Origin of the sequence: Pseudoalteromonas sp. 31A1 (assembly GCF_011378815.1) — a bacterium.
Lineage (GTDB): Bacteria > Pseudomonadota > Gammaproteobacteria > Enterobacterales > Alteromonadaceae > Pseudoalteromonas > Pseudoalteromonas arctica.
Genome location: NZ_WTKY01000002.1, coordinates 297054 through 320552, shown reverse-complemented (window position 1 = coordinate 320552; position 23499 = coordinate 297054). Strand labels below are relative to the sequence as shown.

The window sequence follows — 23499 nt, the reverse complement described above, 5'->3', positions numbered from 1 at the left end:
GCAAAAATTTTTAACGACGTTATAGTGAAATTTAATTCGTTAAATTGATCAAAGATTTATGCAGGTTGGTATAACTATTTAAGATTATCAATTCGCTTAATAAAGTGATCTAATTGGTATTATACCCACAACTCTGAAATTGGAGTATCTACACGGTAATGATGACTCAGCTGCGCTTGTAATAGCTCAGCGGTAGCAAGAGCATCTGTTAATGCATTATGGTTTTGATACGCGGGCAAAGAATAACGCGCACGGCAATCTGTTAATCTGAGTGAGCCAAGTTTTGTGTTAAACAATCGACCTAATACTCCCTGCCTTGCTTTTAGTGCTCTTTTTTCTAACTCCATTGTATCAACAAGTGCAAACTCAATACCTTCTTTAAGCCTCAGTAATAACGCATTATTTAAAAAATGGCGCTCTATTGCAGCGTAATGCACCACGACAACTTTGCCACTTAGCGCTTCAAGTAAAGGTTCAATAATTCGGTTAAAGTCAGGAGCGTCATCCACCTCAGAGTGCGTTATTCCATGGATTAAAATAGACTCTTCATGCAGGTTACGTCTAGGTTGAACAACCCAATGCCGGCTGTGCTTACAATAAATACGCTTTAAATTAAATGGCACTATGCCAACACTCACAATATCGTCGTTCTGGCTATTTAAACCTGTTGTTTCAAAGTCCATTGCTACAAAAGGCACATCTTCTACTGCGGCTTTATCTTGGTTATAAGCACCTGCATAAAAGTGTTTTAACAATTTATTTTTGGTGTTGTTGGCAAGCTCGTTATATCTAGCTTGCCAATCAAGTACTTTATAATTACGTGGATTCATAGGCTACTTCACACCAGAATTTGCTGTGTAGCTAAATTTTAAATAGCTTTGTGCTTTTTCTAAAATAGCAAACGCCTCTTTTAAATTTCGCTGCTCGAACGGAGACAATAAATGTGGATCTAAGTCATTATCAGGCTCTTCGCCCTTCTCTATTTGCCACGCTTGATGACGAATTCGCATCATAGCAATATACTCAAGTGCATCACGTAAATCTTGGGCTTTACCCTGCGGTAATAGTTTAGCTTCAATAATATCTTCTAAACGCTCAAACGAATTTTGTTTACGCGAACCAATCGCTAACGCATGCACGCGTATAACATCAGAAAGCGGTGCTGTACCTCTTCGCTTTAAGTTCATTGAACGTTTATGCTGGCCATTATGCTCCATAACAAAGCCTTTAAAAAAACCAAGTGGCGGTGTTCTATTTCGAGCATTTGCTGCCATGTTAGCTAGAAATATACGATTCGCTTTACTTTGTTTCGCTATAAATATTTTAAGCTCATTAGCCCACTTAGTTTTACCCCACACCCCGTCTAAATCAAAAAATATAGAACTATTAAGCAGCGCTTGTGGTTTTGGCTGAGCAATCCAATCAGCAAATTGATCAAACCACTCTGAGCGAGTTTTACGCCACTTTTTAAACGACGCCATTATTTCGCCATCACAATAGGTATAACCACATTGCGCTAGGCCATCACAAACAAAGTCTGAGATATTTTGAAAATATTCATTATGTTTTTCGTCGTCGTAACTGTCATCTAAAATTAATGCGTTATCTTGATCAGTTACAATAAGTTGCTCGTCGCGAGCCATTGAGCCCAGTGCAATAAAGCAATAAGGAACGGGAGGTGGGCCAAATTTTTCTTCAGCTAATACGAGTAATCTTTGCTTAAATGTACGCCCGATAACAGCCATGGCAGTACCAATCATGTGTGAATTTGCATCTTCATTAACCATGCGTACAAATACATTGGGTAATTGGCGTGCATAATGCGCTAAATCCTCAATTGTTTGTTGAGCAAGTATGCCGCGCACAAGTAATAAGCTGCTTTGCGATTCATAACGTAAAATATCAGAGAGTGATATAACTCCTATAGGACGTCTTTTTTGTACTACAGGCAAATGATGTAAGTTGTCTCTAAGCATGGCCAGTACGGCTTCGAAAATATAGTCATTAGCATCTAAAAGCACTAAGTTAGTCGACATAATCTCTTTTGCTTGAGTATTAAAATCAAGTCCTTTAGCCACTACTTTTGAGCGTAAATCCCTATCGGTTATTATGCCAACGACTTGCCCATCATCTTCCTCAGGGTCATCATTTATAGGTTTATTTACATCAGTTACCAAAACTGACGAAACGGCCTCTTCGGTCATCAATTTTGCAATATCTTGTATTGTAGACGTTGCATCTACGGTGACTACATCTCTGTGAATTAATGATTTTACCTTCGCAGTTGTAAGGTCATTGCCATCAGCTTGTTCAACAATAGCTTGATGTAAACGCACGTTACCATCTGTTTCAAAGTAGTCAGCAAATGCATCAAACTCATCACAGTAACGATTAAATAGTTCAACATTTATGCAATAAACTAACGTATCTTCAAGAGCAGTTGCAGGAAAACGGACCTTACGGTTCATCAATAAACCCATTTGACCAAATATTCCTGCGATAGCCAAACGATTGTATAGCTCACCATTTCGGCGATACATTTCTACAGAACCACTTCTAATCACATACAGATCAGATATGTCTTGTCCAAAACTTAAAATGTCTGTTTTTGCTCTAAAATAAGCAACTTCTACTTGTTGAGCTAGCTCATTAAGCGCTTTTTGAGGTAAGTCATCAAAAGGAGGATGTTGTGCTAAAAATTGTGCGATTTCAACTTGTTCGGCTTGCATAAATCCCTTCCTGTATGCGCATTAAAATGACTAAATATGTTTGCAGATTAACACTATCATCGGAGCGTGAAAACAATTACTGCACAATTTTGGGCACAAAAAAAGAGCCCAGATAGACTCTTTAAATGTAATACTTATTGTAAAAATTTATTTACCGCGCTGAGCGTCTTTTTGTGCTTTTTTAGCTTCTTTACGTTGCTGTAAAACGGCTTGCGCTTCATTGCCAATATGACCTTCACCACGGGCTTGTGCTAGTTCTATTTGCTTTTGGCGTTCAGCAAATCGCGCGCGTTGCTCGTCTGTTACTTCCTCAATACAATGATGACAAGATACACCTTCCATGTATTCAGGCTTTAACTTTTCTTCTTCTGTAATTGGCATACGGCACGCGTGGCATTGATCATAAGAACCTTTTTGTAAGTCGTGATCAACCGCAACGCGATTATCAAATACAAAACATTCGCCTTCCCACATGGTTTCTTCTTTTGGCACTTCTTCAAGGTATTTTAAAATACCGCCTTCAAGATGATAAACCTCATCAAAACCTTGCTCTTTCATGTAGGCTGTCGATTTTTCACAGCGAATGCCGCCGGTACAAAACATTGCTACTTTTTTATGTTTCTCAGGGTCTAAGTTTTCTTTTGCCCACTGTGGAAATTCACGGAATGTCGTTGTATTTGGATCGACTGCATTTTGAAAAGTACCAATCTCAATTTCGTAGTCGTTTCGTGTATCAATTAAAATAACTTCTGGATCAGAAATAAGCGCATTCCAATCTTTTGGTTTTACATAGCTACCCACAACTTTTAGAGGGTCAATTCCCTCAACGCCCATCGTTACAATTTCTTTTTTGAGCTTTACTTTAGTGCGATAAAACGGGCATTCATCATCGTAAGATTCTTTTGTTACGATGTTTTTTAAATTTGGTTGCTTATCAAGCCATGCTAGTAAATTGTCTATCCCTTCACGTTTTGCAGAAACAGTGCCGTTTATACCTTCGGCAGCGAGTAGTAAAGTACCGCGTACTTCATTTGCTTCCATCACTTCAAGCAACGGCTTACGGATAGCTTCAAATTCAGGTAAACCAACAAACTTATACATCGCACACACTACAAAGTGCTCATTTGTTACATTATCTTTATGGACAGCCGTCATTTTATTTCCTATTTTGCTTTTTTAGCCAGTATTGGCGTTTACCGAATCGTAAATCCGGCGCATATGGGGCGCGTATTTTACGCTTTTTTAATTTAATTGCAAAAAATAGCGCTATAGATTGGTTTTTACTGTTAGCGACCTATCTGTGTAAGCTATAATGCGCTGATAAATTTATAGACTTAATTTGCTCATTTTGGAGAAACACACATTGCAGTTTACTGATCTTGGGATTGATACACGCCTTGAAACACAATTAGCACATCAAGGGATCACCCAGCCCACCGACATTCAAGCTCATGCGGTGCCTACAGCACTTGCGGGGTATGATATTTTCGCTCAGTCTAAAACTGGGTCGGGCAAAACCTTGGCGTTTTTATTACCTGCTGTACAAAGGGTTATGAAACAAAAAGCACTCAGTAAACGCGATCCTCGTGTACTTATTGTTGCTCCTACGCGTGAGCTTGCTACGCAAGTATTTACTCAACTGCGTTTATTAATTGCAGGTACAGCCATTAAGGCCGTAAAAATACTTGGCGGCGAAAACTTTAATGACCAAATAAAAGCACTTAGAAACGATCCACAATTTGTAGTTGCTACACCTGGGCGTTTAGCCGATCACATTACAAAACGCTCACTACAATTGAGTGGACTAGAACTGCTTATTTTTGATGAAGCCGATCGTATATTAGATTTAGGCTTTACCGAGCAGTTAAAAATGATTAACGAGCAAGCGAATCATCGCTTACGTCAAACGTTATTGTTTTCTGCAACACTTGACCATGCGCAAGTAGATGCACTATCACGTAATCTATTAAAAAAGCCAAAGCAAATTACGCTAAGTGCAGCAAACGAGCAACATAGCGATATTAAACAAACGTTATATCTTGCCGATCACCTTGATCATAAAGAAGCGCTTTTAGAGCATTTCTTGAATCAAGATGATGTTGGCCAGTGCATTATCTTTACAGCAACACGTTCTGACACGAGTCGTTTGAGTGAGGCGCTTAATGCTAAAGGCTTTAAGTCTGTAGCGCTTGCTGGTGATTTAACACAAAATAAACGTTTAGATATTATGGATTCGTTTAGTCGCGAAAACTTTAAAATATTAATCACAACCGATGTTGCATCTCGTGGTTTAGATTTACTAAGCGTAACGCATGTTATTAACTTTGATTTACCAAAACACGCAGAAGAGTATGTACACCGCATAGGTCGTACTGGGCGTGCTGGTTTTAAAGGTAACGCAATTTCATTAGTTGGTCCTAAAGATTGGGCAAGTTATTTAGCTATTAAAGCATTTTTAAATGACGAGTTAAAATTTGCGAGTGTAGAGGGTTTAAAAGCTAAGTTTAAAGGTTTAAAAGAGAAAAAACCTGAGACAACGTGGGATAAATCTAAGGAAAAAGCAGCTGCTGTTAAAAAGCCTGTATTTAAACGCAAAGCTAAACCTAAAAAGCCAACTGCACCAATTAAAGCACCAATGAACATTGATGGCGATACACCAATGCGCCGTAAAAAAAAGACTGAGCAGGAATAATTATGAGTTACCTAGGAACCACACAAACATTATTTGTAAAAGAAGTGAGTAACGAAGGTGCTTACTTAGACGGCCATGATTTAGGTGAAGTGTTTTTACCAAAGCAAGAAATTAAACATGAGCTTGAAGCTGGCGATAGCATAAGTGTTTTTATCTTTTTAGATAATGCTAATTTAGCGACTGCGACAACTAAAAAGCCACACGCACAAGTAGGTGAATATGCCCTACTTCGCGTTAAAGAAATTAATAGTATTGGTGCATTTTTAGATTGGGGTCTTGAAAAAGATGTTCTAACTCCGTTCAACGAACAAAAGCCACGCATGCAAGAAGGTCATTCATATTTAGTTCGTTTGTACCTTGATAATGCAAGCCAACGTATTTGTGCATCAAACAACTTTAATCGTTTCTTATCTAAAGATGAGCCGCAATATACTCACTTACAAGAAGTGGATTTAATCGTCGCTGGCAAAACAGATATTGGCTACAAGGTATTAATTGAAGAATCGCACTTCGGTGTTGTTTTTTACAATATGGTATTTAAAAGTTTATTTGTAGGCCAAAAGCTTAAAGGATTCATTCAAAAAGTACGTGAAGACGGAAAAATTGATGTTGTACTAGAAAAGCCAGGCATGGGTAAAGTAAGTGACCTTGGTGAAACTATTATGCAAAAACTTAAAAACGAAGGTGGAGTTATTCCATTAGGCGATAAGTCTGAACCTGAAGCGATTAAAAAGATGTTTTCTACTAGTAAAGCTAATTATAAAAAAGCGATTGGTGGATTGTTTAAACAAGAGTTAATAGATATTGAAGCGAAATCCATTCGCTTAAGATCTTAGTCATAAATAATAGGCTTTAATTACCAATAATATCTGTTGGTAATTAACCTAAAATATACTTATAAGGCAATGTACATTGCGTATATTGCCTAGAATAATCAAGCACTTCACCTTTCGACTCAATATTGAGTGGCGCTAAACGAAAAACCTTTTTTTCACATTCTGTTTTTTTATCATCAAGTTTCGATATGCATTCACTCACACTTACATGCTGAGATATGAGTGTATCTTCATTTTTGTAACACAGGTGATGAGCATAATCTTGCATTGTTTTTTTAAAATCAAACATATTGATTGGATATGTTTGAATTATATCTGTAACGGTTGTTACACCGTCATATGCTTTGTTAGAAAAAACATATTTATTTACGCTAAATCCCGCAACAATAATTATTAATGAACCAAATAATAACTTCAAAACAAACCCCTACTTCATCTTCATTCTAATAATGTAACATAAAACACACATTAGGTAAGGGTTATTAGCACTATATTGCTGCTTTTTGTTAATTTATACTATAGAACTATTAACATCACTAAGAACTTTTACGGGATCATCCGCCTGAGTAATAGGTCGGCCTATTACTAAATAATCACTTCCTGCATCTATTGCTTGCTTAGGAGTCATAATACGCTTTTGATCGCCAGCATCACTGCCTTCAGGACGTATACCTGGTGTTACAAGTTTAAAGTTCTCACCTAACTCTGCTTTTAATGCTTTAGCTTCTTGCGCAGAACACACAACGCCATCAAGCCCTGCTTCCTTTGCAAGCTTAGCTAAATATATAACTTGTTCTTGAGCAGATTTATCAACGCCTAAACGCTTTAGTTCTGTTTCATCCATGCTTGTTAATACAGTAACCGCGATAAGTAATGGCGCTTTATCGCCAAATTGTTCTAGAGCCGATTTAGCTTTGCTCATCATTTCAAAACCACCAGAAGCATGAACGTTTACCATCCACACACCCATTTTCGCAGCTGCAGTAACAGCTTTAGCTACTGTATTTGGGATGTCATGAAATTTTAAATCTAGAAAAACATCAAAACCTAAATCAATTAACTCTTTAACAAATGCAGGTCCAAAATAAGTAAACATCTCTTTGCCGACTTTAAGACGACATGTATTAGGAGAAAGTTGTTTAACAAAGTTTAAGGCAACTTCTTGATCATCGTAATCTAATGCTATAAGAATTTTTTTTGAGTGTTCGAAAGACATGACTATCCTAATGTATGGCAGTAAAATTATTAATATGGGGTTATTAAAATCCGTCTAAGCCTCGACTTGGAACAATGGTTTCCCAATGCTTACAAGAAGGGCAATTCCAATATATTGTATAACTTGTAAAACCACAATGCTGACATTGAAAGTCAGGCTTTGTAGCAATATAAGAGGTTACAAGTTTATCAATTTCGTTAAGTACTTCTTTGGTATTTTTATTTTGATCGCCCATCAATTGCAGTAAAAAACTGAAACCACGAATAGTAGGTTGACGTTTTAAGCTATCAGTTAAAAATTCAAAGGCTTGTTTTGTATGCCCTTGTTCAAGTAAGGCTTGGCAATGTTTTATTTTAATTAATACACCGCCCTTTTCTAATAAATCACTGACTAATTCATGAAATTGATGCGTTAAATTTAATTGTTTATAACTGTGGGCAAGCTCATCAATAAATAAAGGCGCAAACAAAGTGAATTGAGTAACAAGTTCACGCCAGTAATAAATAGCTTTAACGTAATCTTCTTTTGCGTAAGCAACTAAACCTAATTCGTACAGGGGACGCACAGCTTTATAATTTAAGCTAATCGCTTTTCTCATTAGTTGGGGGGTACTGTCACTTAAAGCCGACTCACAATAAAAATTAGCAATCGCTTTAAATTGTTGTTCTTTTGAAAATAGCTCGCTATGGGCTTCAAACATGTTGATGCCTTTCTCCCATTCACGGGTTTGCGAGTATAAAGTAATAATAGGATCTAGCGCTTCTACATGCCCTGCTTTAACTAACCAAACTAAGTGCTCTTCCGCACTGTCTAGTAGCCCAGCCATTATGTAATCTTCGGCAAGTTCTAAACGGCTTGTTGCAGCTTGTTGTTCATTTAAGCTTGGGTGTTTTAATAAAAGTTCATGAATTTTTATTGCGCGGTCTAATTCACCTCTACGACGAAACATAGCGGCAAGTGTAGAATAGTGTTCAACCGAGTCGGCTGACACTTCAAGTAAGTTAATTAAATGCTCTAAGCCTTGATCTTCTTCTCTGTCGAGTAGAAACTTTAAGCCTTTGCTGTATTCAGAAGTGATCTGACGATTAAGTTGATGAGCTTGGTTTTTAGCACTGTTTTTACCCATAATCCAACCGTAACCGGCGGCAACAGGTAATAGTAAAAACAAAAGCTCAATCATAGTTAGGTGTCTTTATTCGCGGCAAGCTTTTTTTTATCTTTTTCAGGCGCTAATTGCTTTTTTAAACGGTAGTTTTGCCACTTTAATTGCGAAAACAATTTAAAGCTAATAAAACAACCAATCAAAACACCTAATAAAAAGCAGATACTTATTATTACAGCTAAAGGTAATGTATTACTGGCTATAATATAATTTATTTGTACTAACTGTGGGTTTTGTGACCCTAATACAAATGCACTGATAAGGCATAGTGCAACCAGAATAATTTTTAATACCTTGAACAAGTAACTACTCCACTAAGTTAACTAGGCAATGCTTTCATTTACGCGGTCGCGTAATTCTTTGCCTGGTTTAAAATGAGGTACATGCTTTCCTTCAAGCTCAACTGTATCGCCAGTCTTAGGATTACGACCTGTGCGAGGAGCGCGGAAATGCAAAGAGAAACTACCAAAACCTCTGATCTCAATACGATCTGAAGTAGATAATGAGCCGGCCATTTGTTCAAGAATTTCTTTTACAGCATTCTCAACATCTTTCACTGGAACGTGTGCGTGTTGTTCCGCAAGTGTTTCTATCAGTTCTGACTTAGTCATAGCGTTTCCTTAAAAAGAGATATAGGAAGGGCAAAAAATGCCCTTCCAACTAAAAACTAATTATATATTAGTCTTTTTGTGCATTTGCGAAAGCAGCTGCCATTGCGTTTTCAAACACTGGCTCTTCTTTCTTAAGCTTCTCTAGTACTTCTTTCTCTTCTGCTTCGAAAAGAGCTTTTACAGATAAGCTTAAAGTGCGGTTCTTACGATCAACACCAACGTATTTAACTTCAATCTCGTCGCCTACAGAAACAACAGTAGTTGCATCTTCAACGCGCTCTTGAGCGATATCAGCTACACGGATGTAACCTTCAACGCCTTCGATAAGTTCAACAGTTGCGCCTTTCGCATCAACTTCAGTCACTTTACCTTTAACAATAGCACCTTTTTTGTTTGCATCAAGGTAGTTATTGAATGGGTCAGCTTCGATTTGCTTAACACCTAGAGAGATACGTTCACGCTCTGGGTCAACTTGCAATACGATAGCAGTGATTTCGTCGCCTTTCTTGAATTCACGTACAGCTTCTTCGCCAGGTGTATTCCAAGAAATGTCTGAAAGGTGTACAAGACCGTCAATACCACCGTCAAGACCGATAAAGATACCGAAGTCAGTGATTGATTTGATCTTACCAGTAACTTGATCGCCTTTGTTCTGTAGACGAGCAAATTCCTGCCAAGGATTAGCAATACATTGCTTAAGACCAAGAGAAATACGACGACGTTCTTCGTCAATTTCTAAAACCATAACTTCAACAGTGTCGCCTAAGCTAACAACTTTTGAAGGATGGATATTTTTGTTAGTCCAATCCATTTCAGAAACGTGTACTAAACCTTCAACGCCTTCTTCGATTTCCACGAAACAGCCGTAATCTGTAAGGTTAGTAACACGACCAGAAAGTTTAGAACCTTCTGGGTAACGACCAGCGATAGCTGCCCATGGATCTTCACCAAGCTGTTTAAGGCCTAGAGATACACGAGTTTTATCTTTGTCGAATTTAAGAACTTTAACTGCGATTTCGTCGCCAACATTAACGATTTCTGAAGGGTGCTTAACACGCTTCCAAGCCATATCAGTAATGTGTAGTAGACCATCAACACCACCAAGGTCAACGAATGCACCGTAGTCAGTAAGGTTCTTAACGATACCTTTAACTTCTTGACCTTCAACAAGGTTAGCAAGAAGCTCTTCACGTTCTTGTGAGTTTTCAGATTCGATAACTGCACGACGTGAAACAACAACGTTGTTACGTTTTTGGTCAAGCTTGATTACTTTAAATTCAAGCTCTTTGCCTTCAAGGTGAGTTGTGTCACGTACTGGACGAACATCAACAAGTGAACCAGGTAGGAAAGCACGGATTGAATCAACTTCAACTGTGAAACCGCCTTTAACTTTACCGTTGATAACACCAGTAACAGTTTCTTGCTCTTCACATGCTTTCTCAAGACGGATCCATGCTTCGTGACGCTTAGCTTTCTCACGAGAAAGAATAGTTTCACCGAAACCGTCTTCAATTGCATCTAGTGCAACATCTACTTCGTCGCCAACAGCAACTTCAAGTTCACCAGCAGCATTTTTGAACTGCTCAGCAGGGATAGCACTTTCTGATTTAAGACCAGCATCTACAAGTACAATGTTGTTCTCGATTGAGATTACTGTACCTTTAACGATAGAGCCTTGCTCTGCTTCAAAACCCTTTAAGCTTTCTTCAAATAACTGCGCAAAATTTTCTGACATACGAATATACGTCTCTATATATTATACCAATAAGCAACCATGCTGCATGGGGTTGTTAAAATAGCACTGGCATCCTGCTGGCGCATAAAATGTGTTTTAGCTTCGTTTAGGAAGCTTACCTTCAGAGATAGCAATATCTAATAAAGTTATTACTTTATCAAACACTTGCTGTGCATTAAGTTCGCTAGTATCGATCTCAATAGCATCCTCTGCAGGCACAAGCGGAGCAATGGCACGATTCATATCGCGCTCATCACGAGCTTGAATATCCTGTAATAGACCACTTAGTGTAACATCAAGACCGCGCGTATTCAACTCAACAAAACGTCTACGAGCACGCTCTTCTGCGCTTGCTGTTAAATATATTTTTAACGGTGCATCTTGAAAAACCACAGTGCCCATATCACGACCATCGGCGATTAAGCCATTTTCAGTGCGAAATGCACGCTGACGGCGTAATAATGCTTCACGAACGCGAGGTAATGCTGCAACCTTTGACGCTGCAGCGCCTACTTCTTCATTACGAATAGTAGTCGTTACATCTTCGCCTTCTAAAATAACTTTTCCTGCATTAGTTTGGCTATCTACCAAAAACTGCACATCTAAATTTGCAGCAAGAGGGACAAGCCCTTCTTCATTGTCTAATGCAATTTGGTGATGAAGTGCAGCTAAAGATAAAACGCGATAAATCGCACCACTATCTAGTACATCCCACCCCAACTTGTCGGCTAACAAGCGACAAACAGTTCCTTTACCTGAACCACTTGGGCCATCAACGGTGATCACGGGCATTAATAACGCCTGCATTTAAAACCTCCTGCAATGCACACCTAAATAAACCGCGACATTATACGTCAGTTATTAAAATATATCTGCTATTAGTGTGTAACTTTTGTAATTACTTCTAAATAGCTTATTCACTGACTGATGCTAAAACATTGAAAAATGTAGGAAATGTTTTATAAGTACACTTTGGATCATTAATCGTTATTGGCTTTCCGCCTACGGCAACCATAGCAAAACACATAGCTATACGGTGATCGTCGTAAGTGTCTATTGCTACATCGTTGAAGTGTTTAGGCGGTGTAATTTCTATAAAGTCATGCCCTTCTACAACTTCAGCGCCTACTTTTCTAAGCTCAGTTGCCATTGCGTACAAACGGTCTGTTTCTTTAACGCGCCAGTTATAAATATTACGAATAGCGGTTTTACCTTTAGCAAACAAAGCAACTGTTGCCAGTGTCATTGCTGCATCAGGAATTGCATTCGCATCTATATCTACGCCATTAAGCTCGCCTTTGCGAACAACTAAACGCTCATCATACCAATCAATTTTAGCGCCAACCTGCTCCATAACTTTAGCAAAGCCAATATCACCTTGAACCGATTTAGCGCCAACACCTTTAATTTCTATCTCGCCACCGGCTATCGCTGCGGCTGCAACGAAATAAGAAGCCGATGAAGCATCACCTTCAACCATAATACGCTCGATTGATTGATACTGTTGACCACCTTTAACGTTAAAAGTTGCATAGTCACTGTGCTCAACATCAATACCAAAGCGCGCCATAACACCTAACGTAATATCAATATAAGGTTTAGATACTAAAGTACCCTTAATAGTTATATTTGTATCGCCGTTAAATAAAGGTGCTGCCATTAACAAGGCAGTTAAAAATTGACTTGAAATACTGCCGTCAATTTCAACTTCACCGCCGTTGATTTGGCCGCCTACGATTTTAAGTGGTGGATAATCTTTATGTTTTGTATAGGTAACATCGCCACCCAGCGTTTGTAGAGCATCAACTAAGTGCCCTATTGGACGCTCTTCCATACGCGGCTCGCCTATTAGCTCGTACTCACCACTTACAGCAGCTAGTACGGCGGTTAGAGGTCGGTAGGCAGTACCTGCATTACCTAAAAATAATGGTTCGCTCGGTGTTTTAAACACACCACCAACACCCTCTACAGTGGCTACAGTGCGTTCTTCATTAAGTGTTACATTTACACCTAAAAGCTTCAGAGCACCCAACATATGACGAATATCATCACTATCAAGTAAGTTCTCTACAACAGTTGTACCACTAGCAAGCGCTGCTAATAATAAAATACGGTTTGATAAACTTTTTGACCCAGGTAAGGTAACTGTGCCATTTACACGAGAAATGGGCTCTAAACGAAGCTGCTCCATTAGCTATTTTCCTTTGCAAAGGCAGCCATAAAGTCAACTAGTGCTTGAACACCTTCAAGTGGCATTGCGTTGTAAATGCTGGCGCGCATACCGCCCACTATTCGGTGACCTTCCAAAGCAAGTAAACCCGCTTCGTTAGATTGAGCAACAAATTTGCTATTTAAGCTTTCATCATTCAACCAAAAAGGAACATTCATACGTGAGCGACAATGCTTAGCAACAATATTTGAATAAAAATCAGAGTTATCGATAAAATCATACAGTAAATCTGCTTTAGCAATATTTTGTGCTTCCATGGTTTTTACACCACCATTGCTTTCAAGCCATTCAAATACTTCAGCCGCTAAATACCAAGCAAAAGTCGGTGGGGTATTAAACATACTGCCCTGCTTTGCTTCAAGTGCGTAATCTAAAATACCAGGTTTTGCTAAACCTTCACGCTCTAGTAATGTTTTACGCACAATAACGATTGATATACCTGATGGACCAATATTCTTTTGTGCACCGGCATAAATTAAATCAAATTTATTAACGTCTATTTCGCGCGATAAAATAGTTGACGACATATCAGCAACAATTGGTGCTGTTGGGTGGCTAGGCACATCAAAAATCTCTAAGCCATCAACGGTTTCGTTAGGGCAATAGTGGATATACGCTGCATCTGCTGGTAAATCCCAGTCAGCAACCGCTTTAATAGAAAACTCGCCATCAGCATCATTACGTATGTCGGTAAAAGTCGTTTGAGTAAATTTACTCGCTTCATCTCTCGCGCTTTTTGACCATACGCCATTTTCGCAATAAAAAGCGGTTTTACCTTCTTGATGTAAGTTTAGCGGTACAGCACTAAATTGTCCTCGGCCACCACCATGCATAAACAACACTTCAAACTCATCACTAATATTCATTAAGCGGCGAAGGCTAGCTTCACATTTTGCAGTAACCGCTAAAAACTCTTTACTACGATGGCTTATTTCCATCACAGAAACACCCAAACCTTGCCAATCTAGGAACTCTTTTTGCGCTTTTTTCATCACCGCTTGCGGAAGCATAGCCGGTCCCGCACAAAAATTATATTTACTCATTACCTTTGCCTCATTCCAGTAATTTAACTACTAAGCATGAACGTATAATACCAACTCACTAAAACTTTAATGAATGAGTATAATTTCACACCCTATTAATTTTTTTCAACAAGATTAAAAAAAGCGGCCTTAGCCGCTTTTTCAATTTCAATTATTCAGAAGGAGGATTGTCATCCACTACTTCTTCAATAACCGTATCAACTGTTTCAACGTCTTCGATATCAATTAAGTCACTCTCAGTAACTTCAATCTCTTCTATACGTTGTAAACCAACTACTTGCTCTCCGTCAATAGTTCTGATCAAAATAACACCTTGCGTGTTACGTCCAACCGTAGAAACTTCATTAACGCGAGTTCGTACTAAGGTACCACGATTAGAAATAATCATTATTTCATCGTTGTCATCAACTTGCACAGCACCAACAACAGCACCGTTACGTTCACTCACCTTGATAGATACAACACCTTGTGTTGCACGACTCTTAGATGGATAATCTTCAAGCTGTGTACGTTTACCGTAACCATTTTCAGTTACCGTTAGAATAGCACCGTCAGTTTTTGGTACAATTAACGATACTACGCGTTGCTCGTCTGGCATTTTAATACCACGAACACCGGTAGCAGTACGACCCATTGGGCGAACACCTTTGAAGCGAATCTCAGGGTTGCCTTCTTCATCAAGTACTGGGTTACCGTTTTCATCAACAACGGTTGTTTCTTCAGCTTCTTTAAAGCGTACTACTTTACCAGCATCTGTGAACAACATAATTTCGTTGCTACCATCGGTAATATCAACACCAATTAAGCTATCGCCATCATTTAAGTTAACAGCAATAATACCGCTTGCACGTTGACGACTGTAAGCCGTTAATGGTGTTTTCTTAACAGTACCAAATGCAGTTGCCATAAAGATGTATTTATCTTCTGCGTACTCGCGTACTGGCAATATAGCTGTAATACGTTCATCAGCTTCAAGTGGTAACAAGTTAACAATTGGCTTGCCGCGCGCTGCACGACTTGCTAGTGGTAACTGATAAACTTTAAGCCAATATAAACGACCCGCTGTAGAGAAACACAATATAGTATCGTGCGTATTTGCAACTAACAGACGTTCAATGAAATCTTCATCTTTCATCTTCGTTGCTGACTTACCTTTACCACCACGACGCTGCGCTTCGTAATCAGACAATGCCTGATACTTCACATAACCTTCGTGAGAAAGCGTTACTACAACGTTTTCTTCAGTAATTAAATCTTCTAAGCTTATATCGTGAGCTGCGGCGTTAATTTCTGTACGACGTTCATCGCCATATTGCTCTTTAATTTCTACTAGTTCGTCACGAATAACTTCCATTAAACGCTCAGGCGTAGCCAAAATATATAAAAGATCAGCAATTAAATCTAATAAGGTTTGGTATTCACTTATAATTTTTTCGTGTTCAAGACCAGTCAACTTATGTAAACGTAAATCTAATATTGCTTGAGCTTGTTGCTCAGAAATATAATATTGACCATCACGAATACCTAAATCAGCGGCTAACCAATCAGGACGAGCTACATTATCTTCACCCGCTTTCTCAAGCATGCCTTGTACATGACCTAGTTCCCACGGACGCGCTGTTAAAGCAATTTTAGCTTCAGCAGGTGTAGGAGATTTACGAATAAGCTCGATAATTGGGTCAATGTTTGCAAGTGCAATCGCTAAGCCTTCAAGCGTGTGTGCACGGTCGCGGGCTTTGCGTAAATCAAACACGGTACGACGAGTTACTACTTCACGACGGTGAATAATAAACTCTTCAAGCATTTCTTTTAAATTAAAACACTTAGGTTGGTTATTAATTAAAGCAACCATATTCATACCAAACACAGTTTGTAACTGAGTTTGTGAATATAAGTTATTTAGAATAACTTCGCCTACGTCACCACGTTTGATCTCAATAACGATACGCATACCGTCTTTATCTGATTCATCTCGTAGCGCGCTAATACCTTCAATTTTCTTATCTTTAACCAGCTCAGCAATTTTTTCAATTAGGCGAGCTTTGTTAACTTGATAAGGAATTTCGTGAACGATGATTGTTTCACGGCCTGTTTTTTCATCGGTTTCGACGTCGGCGCGTGCACGCATGTACACTTTACCACGGCCAGTTAAGTAGGCTTGTTCGATGCCCTTCTTACCGTTGATAATTGCAGCCGTTGGGAAATCAGGACCAGGGATATAATCCATTAACTCTAAAATAGTTAAATCAGGATTTTGAATAAGTGCCAAACACCCGTTCACAACTTCAGTTAAGTTATGTGGTGGAATGTTTGTAGCCATGCCTACTGCAATACCCGACGAACCATTCACTAATAAATTAGGAACTTTCGTTGGTAAAACATCAGGGATGAACTCTGTGCCATCGTAGTTAGGAACGAAATCAACCGTTTCTTTTTCAAGATCGGCTAATAACTCATGCGACATTTTTGCCATACGTACTTCTGTATAACGCATTGCCGCTGCTGAATCACCATCAACCGAACCGAAGTTACCTTGGCCATCTACAAGCATATAACGTAGTGAGAATGGCTGAGCCATACGAACTATCGTGTCATAAACTGCACTGTCGCCGTGTGGGTGGTATTTACCGATTACGTCACCGACCACACGGGCCGATTTTTTGTAAGGCTTGTTCCAGTCATTACTAAGCTCGTTCATTGCAAACAAAACGCGGCGGTGAACAGGTTTTAAACCGTCACGTACGTCTGGTAATGCACGTCCTACTATTACGCTCATTGCGTAATCTAAGTAGGAGTTTTTTAACTCGTCTTCAATATTGACTGGCAGAATTTCATTGGCGAGATCAGTCATTTGATATCACATTCCTTCAGTATCAGCTCTCAACAACCCGGTATTGGGTATTAAGAGTATTTGTTATTATTACTAATAGCCATGCTATCACAATTAATTTCAATTTACAGGCGCAAAACTTTGCGATTTATCAATTTAGCCCTATATAATGGCCTCAGATTGACGAGGAAGTATTTTATGACCGAACATCAAAATGTAGATCACGCAGAAATAGCAAAATTTGAAGCCATCGCAGAGCGGTGGTGGGACCTAGACGGAGAATTCAAACCTCTTCACGAAATTAACCCGTTACGTTTAGATTTTATAGCAAACAAAACGCAAGGCTTATTCGATAAAGAAACACTCGATGTTGGCTGTGGTGGCGGCATTTTAAGCCAAAGCATGGCGCGTATGGGTGCTAAAGTAACCGGTATCGATATGGGGCAAGAGCCTTTAACTGTTGCTAAATTGCATAGTTTAGAGACAGGCGTAAATGTAGATTACATAAAAGTACCTGCCGAAGAGTTTGCATCGCAGTACCCTGAGCGCTTTGATGTAATAACGTGTATGGAAATGCTTGAGCACGTACCCGACCCAGCTTCTATCATTCATGCTGTAGCTGCACTTGCCAAACCAGGTGCAGACGTGTTTTTTTCAACCCTGAACAAAACCCCTAAAGCATATTTATACGCGATTGTTGGCGCCGAAAAGCTGTTGAAAATGGTACCTGAAGGTACACATGACCATAAAAAGTTTATAAAACCTGCGCAACTTATTGTATGGGCGGAGCAAGCGGGTTTAAAAGTACGTGCAAGTACAGGGCTTTCTTATAACCCACTATCAAAGCAATATACGCTTAATAACGACGTTAGCGTAAATTACATACTTTATTTTGAGAAGTTAGCTTAATGGCTAGCTCTCAAGCCCCACTGCCTCTTATTGAGTACGATGCATTTTTATTTGATTTAGACGGCACCCTGCTCGATACCGCTGATGATTTAGGCGCCGCTTTAAACGCAGTGCTTATAAGTAATAAAATCACACCTGTTAGTAGTGATGTATACCGCCCTGCAGCATCTAACGGCGCAGGCGCATTATTAGAGGCTGGTTTTAAAGAATTATGGGCTAAACAACCCCAAAGCGAGCTTATAAAGCAATTAGTTGACGAGTACGCTGCAAACATAGCAAAGCACACGCATTGCTTCTCTGGTGTTGAATCGTTACTTATCGCCCTTGATCTGAAAAAGATCAAATGGGGGATCATGACTAATAAACCAGGGTTTTTAACCGATCCTTTAGTGGCAGCTATTCCCGCATTAAAAAATGCCAGTGTGATAATAAGTGGCGACACATTAGCTGAAGCGAAGCCATCACCTCTACCACTGCTACATTGTGCAAAGCTTATGCAGGTAGAACCAAGCCGTTGTTTATACATTGGTGATGCACAACGTGACATACAAGCAGGCAAAGCGGCAGGTATGCATACCGCAACGGCACTTTGGGGTTACATCCCAAGTAAAGATGAAGCGATAGCTTGGGAAGCCAATTTTAACTGGCTAAGCCCAATTGATGGTTTTAACCATATATAGTGCTATGTTAATTATTAAACACTATATATTGTGATTGTGTTAGTTTTCACACAAAGCTTGCTGATAAGAAAAGCAGTCAGAATTTATTTTTAAAATGCGTAAATTTAGCAGATCATTAGTTTACTTTTTAAACGCCTTTGGTTGAGTGGTCGTTTAAGTGTGAGCGTCTACTAACACAAATACGCTATACCGAAGTTATCCACAAATAGGGGCAATTATGTCCCTTGCAAAACAACTCAGACCACATTAGAGTTTTATTAACACTTTGATGGGATTGATATTTCAATTAAGTGGAGGGGCTAACACCATACTCAAATTTTGAATATGATGTTAGCAAAGACACTTGCTCGAGTTTTAAGAAAGTGCCCAAGTTTGGAAGTTTGAGCGTAACTTATTCTTATATTCTCAGCAAGTGACTAACTCAGATTTAGGATAACTAAAATTGAAGTTCAGTTTATCTATAGAAATATCAGAAAGTGTAATAATAGGTATTTTTAAAATTATTACACTGAGCAGCATGCTCTTTGTATAAACTTAAATGGGCTATCTTTTAGCCCATTTCTATATCTTCCCTCTAATTATGCTTTTTATTTATAAAAGCGTTCAACCATGAACACTAAACAACTCACTTAGATAGTGCACTGAAACCATATATAGTGCCATGTTAATTATTAAACACTATATATTGTGATTGTGTTAGTTTTCACACAAAGCTTGTCGATAAAAAAAGCAGTCAAAATTTATTTTTAAAATGCGTAAATTTAGCAGATCATTAGTTGATTTCTGCATATTCTAACTTAAATGATTGTTCGAAGGTGAGTGTCTACTAACACAAATGCGTTATCCCAAAGTTATCCACAAATAGGGGCAATTATGTCCCTTGCAAAACAACTCAGACCACACTATCTTGTGATCTCTAAATTGAACAACACCAGATATTGTGGCCAAATGTTATTCAATTAAATTCGCCATTACGGTGAAACTTATAATAAATGAGTACTTACCTTGCCATTGCGAGGTATGACGCATTGGTCAAAATACATAATTCCCAAGGAATACAGGCAAATGAACCAACAGTTATCTGTAAGCAAACGTGACGGGCGTAAAGAGCCACTTGATCTTGATAAGATCCATCGCGTTATTGAATGGGCCGCCGAAGGTTTAAAAAACGTATCGGTTTCGCAAGTTGAATTAAAATCACACATTCAGTTTTACGACGGTATTCGTACTAAAGACATACACGAAACCATTATTAAAGCTGCTGCAGATCAAATTTCAAAAGAATCGCCTGATTACCAATACCTAGCGGCACGTTTAGCTGTATTCCATTTACGTAAAAAAGCGTACGGCCAATTTGAGCCACCACGTTTATTCGACCATGTAACAAAAATGGTTGGCGATAAACGCTACGACGCTCACTTACTTGTAGATTACACTGAGCAAGAGTTAGACGAGCTTGATGCATACCTCGATCATTCTCGCGATCTTAATTTTAGCTACGCGGCTGTAAAACAGCTTGAAGGTAAATACCTTGTTCAAAACCGTGTATCGGGTGAGATTTACGAAAGTGCACAGTTTTTATATATTTTAGTCGCGGCAAGCTTATTCTCTGACTACCCACGTGAAACACGCGTTTCTTACATTAAGCGTTTTTATGATGCAGTCTCGTTATTTAAAATATCATTACCTACGCCTATTATGGCAGGTGTACGTACGCCTACTCGCCAGTTTAGCTCATGTGTATTAATTGAGTGTGGCGACAGCCTTGATTCAATTAATGCTACATCGTCTGCGATTGTTAAATACGTATCACAACGTGCGGGCATTGGTATTAACGCAGGTCGTATTCGTGCGCTAGGTAGCCACATCCGTAATGGCGAAGCGTACCACACAGGTTGTATTCCTTTTTATAAGCACTTTCAAACAGCTGTTAAAAGCTGTTCACAAGGTGGTGTACGTGGCGGCGCAGCAACATTGTTTTACCCGCTTTGGCACCTAGAAGTAGAGAACCTACTTGTGCTTAAAAATAACCGTGGTGTAGATGACAACCGTGTTCGCCACCTTGATTACGGCGTACAGTTTAATAAATTAATGTACTCTCGTTTAATTAAAGACGATTACATTACGTTATTTAGCCCATCAGACGTGCCAGGCCTTTACGATGCATTTTTTGAAGACCAAGAAGAATTTGATGCGCTTTACGTAAAATATGAACAAGACGAATCTATTCGTAAAAAGCGTATTAAAGCGATTGAGCTTTTCTCTATGTTTGCACAAGAGCGTGCAAGTACAGGTCGTATTTATTTACAAAATGTGGACCACTGTAATACACACAGCCCGTTCATTGCTAAAGTTGCGCCTATTCGCCAATCTAACTTATGTTTAGAAATTGCATTGCCAACTAAGCCACTAAGCAACGTAAACGACGAAGAAGGCGAAATTGCCCTTTGTACACTGTCTGCGTTTAACTTAGGTGCCATTGAGTCACTAGACGAGCTTGAAGAACTAGCTGAGCTTGCTGTTCGCGCACTTGATAACTTACTTGATTTCCAAGACTACCCAGTACCGGCTGCAAAAAATGCGACTATGGGTCGTCGTACACTAGGCATAGGCGTAATTAACTACGCATACTACTTAGCTAAAAACGGTAAGCGTTACTCAGATGGCAGCGCAAATGCACTGACTCACAAAACGTTTGAAGCGATTCAGTACTACCTAATGAAAGCATCAAACGAGCTTGCTAAAGAACGTGGTGCATGTCCTAAGTTTAACGAAACAACGTATTCACAGGGCATTATGCCAACAGATACGTACAAACGTGACTTAGATAAAATTTGTGATGAACCACTTCACCTTGATTGGGATACATTACGTGCCAGCATTAAAGAGCACGGCATGCGTAACTCAACACTAAGTGCGTTAATGCCTTCAGAAACATCGTCGCAAATCTCTAACGCAACAAATGGTATTGAGCCACCACGTGGTCACATTAGCGTTAAAGCAAGTAAAGACGGTATTTTGAAACAAGTAGTGCCTGAGTACGAACGTTTAAAGAATAACTACGAGTTATTATGGGATATTCCATCAAACGATGGTTACCTACAACTTGTGGGCATAATGCAGAAATTTGTTGACCAAACTATATCGGCAAACACAAATTATGATCCAAATAAATTCGAAGGCGGTAAAGTACCTATGCAAGTCTTATTAAAAGACTTACTAACTGCGTACAAACTGGGTGTTAAAACCTTGTACTACCACAACACTCGCGATGGTGCCTCAGATATGCAAGAAGATACTCCAGAAGTGGAAGATGATGATTGTGAAGGCGGCGCGTGTAAAATATAGTTATTAATTTTTATTTTAAGCGGGCATTTAGCCCGCTTTTTCTGATAGTTTTTTGAGTGATAAACATGTCTTATACTACATTTAGCCGAAACCATAATAACCAAATGCTAGAGCCAATGTTTTTTGGCCAAACTGTTAACGTATCTCGTTATGACCAACAAAAATACCCAATTTTTGAAAAGTTAATCGAAAAGCAACTATCTTTCTTTTGGCGTCCTGAAGAAGTAGATGTAAGCAAAGACCGTTTAGACTTTCAAGCATTACCAGATCACGAAAAGCATATATTTTTAAGTAACTTAAAATATCAAACTTTGCTTGATAGCGTACAAGGTCGTTCACCTAACGTTGCCCTACTTCCTATTGTATCGTTACCAGAGCTTGAAACATGGATAGAAACGTGGGCATTTAGTGAAACGATTCACAGCCGCTCGTACACGCATATTATTCGTAATGTTACGCAAGCCCCTGAACTTATTTTTGATGACATAGTTAGCAACGATAAAATCAGCGAACGTGCCGATGCTGTAACCACATACTACGATGACTTAATTAATTCAGTGTCGCTTTACAACCTTTACGGTGAAGGCAAACACGAAATTAACGGCAAAACAGTGATCGTTAATTTGTTCGAACTTAAAAAGAAACTTTACCTTGCCATGATGTCGGTAAATATTCTTGAAGCCATTCGTTTTTATGTAAGCTTTGCGTGTTCGTTTGCGTTTGCTGAGCGTGAATTAATGGAAGGTAACGCTAAAATCATTAAGCTTATTGCGCGTGATGAAGCACTTCACCTTTCGGGTACTCAGCATATTTTAAATATTATGCAAGACGGTAAAGACGACCCAGAAATGGCAATTGTTGCAGCTCAGTGCCGCGACGAAGCGATTAAAATGTTTGTAGAAGCCGCAGAGCAAGAAAAAGAATGGGCAGAGTACCTATTTAAAGATGGTTCTATGATTGGTCTAAACAAGCATATTTTATGTCAGTACGTTGAGTACATTACTAACGCACGTATGACCGCTATTGGCTTACCAGCACAGTTTGAAAATAACAGTAACCCTATTCCATGGATTAATTCATGGTTAGTGTCTGATAACGTGCAAGTAGCACCACAAGAAGCTGAAATTAGCTCATACCTTGTTGGTCAAATCGACTCGCAAGTAGATGCCTCTGAATTTGGTGACTTTGATTTATAATGAGTGACAAGTCTGCTGCAAGCATAACGCTTACAGAAAACAGCCAGTGTATAGAATTTACCACTGGCTGCCCTTCTGTTTTACAGTGCTTAGAATCCATGAAAATAGACGTTGCATTCCAATGCCGCGAAGGTTACTGCGGCGCCTGTAGAGCAACGTTAGTTTCAGGTAACGTCGAGTATAACGAAGAGCCACTGGCGTTTGTGCGCGAAGGCGAAATACTCCTGTGCTGCTGCAAGCCTAATGGTGACATAAGCATAAATTTAAAATAATTTATGAACA

20 protein-coding genes are annotated in these 23499 nt (G+C 39.1%); 7 read left to right on the top strand and 13 right to left on the bottom strand.

What is annotated here, in order from left to right; genetic code table 11:
- Positions 1-119 precede the first annotated feature (119 nt).
- From GQR52_RS03750 to GQR52_RS03740, 3 genes are all read right to left on the bottom strand, one after another.
- Positions 120-830 carry a 3'-5' exonuclease gene (locus GQR52_RS03750; protein WP_165727500.1) on the bottom strand — a complete coding sequence of 237 codons (711 nt, stop codon included), beginning with the start codon at positions 828-830 and terminating at the stop codon, positions 120-122.
- 3 nt (positions 831-833) lie between these two features.
- Positions 834-2729, bottom strand: a complete 1896-nt coding sequence (locus GQR52_RS03745) for a DUF294 nucleotidyltransferase-like domain-containing protein (protein ID WP_165727499.1) — start codon at positions 2727-2729, stop codon at positions 834-836.
- 147 nt (positions 2730-2876) lie between these two features.
- Positions 2877-3884 (bottom strand): rhodanese-related sulfurtransferase, encoded by a 1008-nt coding sequence (locus GQR52_RS03740; RefSeq protein ID WP_165727498.1) that lies wholly within the window; start codon positions 3882-3884, stop codon positions 2877-2879.
- Between the two features lie 208 nt (positions 3885-4092).
- On the opposite strand from GQR52_RS03740, the gene GQR52_RS03735 reads away from it, so the two are divergent.
- Together GQR52_RS03735 and GQR52_RS03730 are read left to right on the top strand one after the other, a co-directional pair.
- Positions 4093-5421 carry a DEAD/DEAH box helicase gene (locus GQR52_RS03735; RefSeq protein WP_165727497.1) on the top strand — a complete coding sequence of 443 codons (1329 nt, stop codon included), beginning with the start codon at positions 4093-4095 and terminating at the stop codon, positions 5419-5421.
- A gap of 2 nt (positions 5422-5423) precedes the next feature.
- The gene (locus tag GQR52_RS03730) at positions 5424-6257 is read left to right on the top strand and encodes a S1-like domain-containing RNA-binding protein (protein ID WP_024590152.1); all 834 of its coding nucleotides are present in this window, start codon (positions 5424-5426) and stop codon (positions 6255-6257) included.
- A 43-nt stretch (positions 6258-6300) separates the two neighbouring features.
- Here the strand turns inward: GQR52_RS03730 and GQR52_RS03725 are convergent, their stop codons facing one another.
- The 10 genes from GQR52_RS03725 to gyrA all read right to left on the bottom strand — a co-directional run bounded on the left by GQR52_RS03725 (position 6301) and on the right by gyrA (position 17105).
- Entirely contained in the window at positions 6301-6675 is a 375-nt protein-coding gene (locus GQR52_RS03725; protein WP_165727496.1) for a hypothetical protein, read from the bottom strand.
- Between the two features lie 93 nt (positions 6676-6768).
- On the bottom strand, positions 6769-7473 hold the full coding sequence (pyrF, locus tag GQR52_RS03720; RefSeq protein ID WP_165727495.1) for an orotidine-5'-phosphate decarboxylase: 705 nt from the start codon (positions 7471-7473) through the stop codon (positions 6769-6771).
- 43 nt (positions 7474-7516) lie between these two features.
- Complete coding sequence (gene lapB / locus GQR52_RS03715; protein WP_165727494.1) at positions 7517-8653, bottom strand: lipopolysaccharide assembly protein LapB; 1137 nt, start codon at positions 8651-8653, stop codon at positions 7517-7519.
- Between the two features lie 2 nt (positions 8654-8655).
- Positions 8656-8937, bottom strand: coding sequence for a LapA family protein (locus tag GQR52_RS03710; protein ID WP_024600249.1), 282 nt, complete (start codon positions 8935-8937; stop codon positions 8656-8658).
- A 21-nt stretch (positions 8938-8958) separates the two neighbouring features.
- Positions 8959-9246 (bottom strand): integration host factor subunit beta, encoded by a 288-nt coding sequence (ihfB, locus tag GQR52_RS03705; protein WP_007583054.1) that lies wholly within the window; start codon positions 9244-9246, stop codon positions 8959-8961.
- 67 nt (positions 9247-9313) lie between these two features.
- Positions 9314-10981 (bottom strand): 30S ribosomal protein S1, encoded by a 1668-nt coding sequence (rpsA, locus tag GQR52_RS03700; protein WP_002961176.1) that lies wholly within the window; start codon positions 10979-10981, stop codon positions 9314-9316.
- A 96-nt stretch (positions 10982-11077) separates the two neighbouring features.
- Positions 11078-11788 (bottom strand): (d)CMP kinase, encoded by a 711-nt coding sequence (cmk, locus tag GQR52_RS03695; protein ID WP_165727493.1) that lies wholly within the window; start codon positions 11786-11788, stop codon positions 11078-11080.
- A 106-nt stretch (positions 11789-11894) separates the two neighbouring features.
- Positions 11895-13172 (bottom strand): 3-phosphoshikimate 1-carboxyvinyltransferase, encoded by a 1278-nt coding sequence (gene aroA / locus GQR52_RS03690; RefSeq protein ID WP_165727492.1) that lies wholly within the window; start codon positions 13170-13172, stop codon positions 11895-11897.
- Positions 13172-14254: a 3-phosphoserine/phosphohydroxythreonine transaminase gene (serC, locus tag GQR52_RS03685; RefSeq protein ID WP_165727491.1), complete on the bottom strand. Its 1083-nt coding sequence runs from the start codon at positions 14252-14254 to the stop codon at positions 13172-13174. The genes aroA and serC overlap by 1 nt, the downstream gene beginning before the upstream one ends.
- A gap of 151 nt (positions 14255-14405) precedes the next feature.
- Entirely contained in the window at positions 14406-17105 is a 2700-nt protein-coding gene (gene gyrA / locus GQR52_RS03680; RefSeq protein WP_165727490.1) for a DNA topoisomerase (ATP-hydrolyzing) subunit A, read from the bottom strand.
- Positions 17106-17282: 177 nt separating this feature from the next.
- On the opposite strand from gyrA, the gene ubiG reads away from it, so the two are divergent.
- The 5 genes from ubiG to yfaE all read left to right on the top strand — a co-directional run bounded on the left by ubiG (position 17283) and on the right by yfaE (position 23489).
- Entirely contained in the window at positions 17283-17993 is a 711-nt protein-coding gene (ubiG, locus tag GQR52_RS03675) for a bifunctional 2-polyprenyl-6-hydroxyphenol methylase/3-demethylubiquinol 3-O-methyltransferase UbiG (RefSeq protein WP_165727489.1), read from the top strand.
- Entirely contained in the window at positions 17993-18673 is a 681-nt protein-coding gene (locus tag GQR52_RS03670; protein WP_165727488.1) for an HAD-IA family hydrolase, read from the top strand. Before ubiG ends, GQR52_RS03670 begins: the two co-directional genes overlap by 1 nt.
- A 1065-nt stretch (positions 18674-19738) precedes the next feature.
- A complete protein-coding gene (gene nrdA / locus GQR52_RS03665; RefSeq protein ID WP_165727487.1) occupies positions 19739-22021 on the top strand; it encodes a class 1a ribonucleoside-diphosphate reductase subunit alpha in 2283 nt (760 codons plus the stop codon).
- 65 nt (positions 22022-22086) lie between these two features.
- Positions 22087-23217: a class Ia ribonucleoside-diphosphate reductase subunit beta gene (nrdB, locus tag GQR52_RS03660; protein ID WP_165727486.1), complete on the top strand. Its 1131-nt coding sequence runs from the start codon at positions 22087-22089 to the stop codon at positions 23215-23217.
- Positions 23217-23489, top strand: a complete 273-nt coding sequence (yfaE, locus tag GQR52_RS03655) for a class I ribonucleotide reductase maintenance protein YfaE (RefSeq protein WP_165727485.1) — start codon at positions 23217-23219, stop codon at positions 23487-23489. The genes nrdB and yfaE overlap by 1 nt, the downstream gene beginning before the upstream one ends.
- Positions 23490-23499 lie beyond the last annotated feature (10 nt).